At 41.2% G+C, this 1845-nt stretch carries 3 protein-coding genes; 2 read left to right on the plus strand and 1 reads right to left on the minus strand.

The annotated features are described in order from the left end of the window. A partial coding sequence (locus tag JZU62_RS07910; protein ID WP_295013603.1) for a glycine--tRNA ligase subunit beta occupies window positions 1-617 on the minus strand: 617 nt, incomplete at its 3' end. 181 nt (window positions 618-798) lie between these two features. Between JZU62_RS07910 and JZU62_RS07915 the strand changes: the two genes are divergently transcribed. Both JZU62_RS07915 and JZU62_RS07920 read left to right on the plus strand, forming a co-directional pair. Continuing rightward, a complete protein-coding gene (locus tag JZU62_RS07915; RefSeq protein WP_295013587.1) occupies window positions 799-1218 on the plus strand; it encodes a class II SORL domain-containing protein in 420 nt (139 codons plus the stop codon). Between the two features lie 168 nt (window positions 1219-1386). Next, window positions 1387-1845: PAS domain S-box protein (locus tag JZU62_RS07920; RefSeq protein ID WP_295013589.1), on the plus strand; the 459-nt coding region annotated here is incomplete at its 3' end.

Below are 1845 nucleotides of genomic sequence, written 5' to 3' on the forward strand. Positions count from 1 at the left end.
AGGAGATCGAAATAGTGATGGATAGAGTTTACTTTTTTGGCTTCGAAATGGCTGATACGGTGGACATACGTCTCAGCGGATGAGCGTACACCGAAGAGTTCTATATTAACTAATGCTTCGCCGAGGGTTACGTTTACCCAACGGATCGGACGGATAAAGCTCTCATGGCTTGAACCCCAGCGCATCGATTTACCAAAGCTCAGGCTTTTGATCCATGTATCGATCATTTCACCCAAAATTTCAGTGCTCTCTCGTCCCTCAATGGTTTTAGAGAAATAAAGAACCTCTTTACCGCCCTTTTCAGCGCGACTAATTTGGTCGAATTTAACGCCGCATTTTTTGGCAAAACCAAGTGCGGCAGGAGTGGGAACTCCGTCTTTGATCGCGATCTCCACGGGTGCTCCGAAGAACTCTTCGACGCGGTCGTCTTGGCGTGTTTTGAACTCGCGGTGCCACAGTACCAAACGGCGCGGTGTATAGTAGAACTCAAACTCGCCGACAAGGGCGTTTTTTTCCAAAACGGCGACCCATTTTTTCTCTATTTCTGCAAGCTCTTTGAGCAGTGGAACTGCCGGAAGTTCTTCGACACCGATTTCAATCAAAAGAGGTTTTAACATATCACTTATCCATTCATCATTTTAAAGTCTCGATTTTACCGCTTGGATGGTTAAAAAATGCTGTTGGATGACGGTTGCTTTGGAAAAAATTAATTCAGAGATAAAATATCTGATTTAGAAGAAGTTAAAAGTTTAGGGGAGTACAATACCCCATCATAATTAAACTCAACAAGGAACCAACATGCCAACAATCAATCGTTACGTAGACATCAGCACCGTAGATCGTGAAGCGAAAAAAGATTATATAGACCGTCACTCTCCATTTATCCACTGTGCAGCAAACGCTAAAAAAGGTGAAAAATTTGCCGTTACCGTTAAGATGGGGAATGAATATTCTCATCCGGATGATTTCGACCACTTTATCGCTAACATCGCACTTTACAATGGTGAAACATTACTTGCTCGTGCTGATTTTGTTCCTGGAACACTCGGAAATGAGAAAAACCATGCGGAAGTAACCTTCAACATCGTTCCAACGGGTAAGAAATTGACTCTCGTAGCGCATGGTTACTGCACTAAACACGGTGTTTGGGAATCAACTCCGGTAGAAGTTGAAGTGGAAGAAGCTAGCACTTGTTGCGGCGGCGGACACTGTTCATAACTATTTTCTTGACCTTTTTGGGTCAAGGATAGTTTTATCTTCGTAACCAATCATTTCTTCTTCATATATTTAACTTCTCCTTCTCAATAGTATACTTTTTTTTCAACTTTACAAAAGTAGATATATAATAAACTCTAATCATGTATAGATATAATTTTTGGGACAATAATGGACTCTAATATTTTTGAATTGACATTTGAAAAAGCCGCGATAGGGATAGCCCATGTCGATGCAAGCGGGAAGTGGATTCGTGTCAATCAACAGCTATGCAATTTTTTAGGGTACAGCCGCGAAGAGCTATTGTCCCTTACCTTTCAGGATATAACGTACAAAGATGATTTAGATTTTGATCTCTCTCATGCCAACAAGCTCTATGAAGGGGTAGAGGATACTTTCAGTATTGAAAAAAGATATGTTCGTAAAGATGGAACCCCTACTTGGGCTCAACTCAGTGCAGCAGCAGTACGGGATAAAAATGGGAATGTTGAGTATTTTATTTCGGTCATAGCCGACATTAATGAGCAAAAACAGCTTGAGATGAAATTGAAACGGACCGAAGTCTCCATGAATACCTCGGGCGATGGATTGTATTGGATTGATACCGATTCCAATATTATTCATGTCAAT

The organism is Sulfuricurvum sp. (assembly GCF_019163035.1).
Taxonomy (GTDB): domain Bacteria; phylum Campylobacterota; class Campylobacteria; order Campylobacterales; family Sulfurimonadaceae; genus Sulfuricurvum.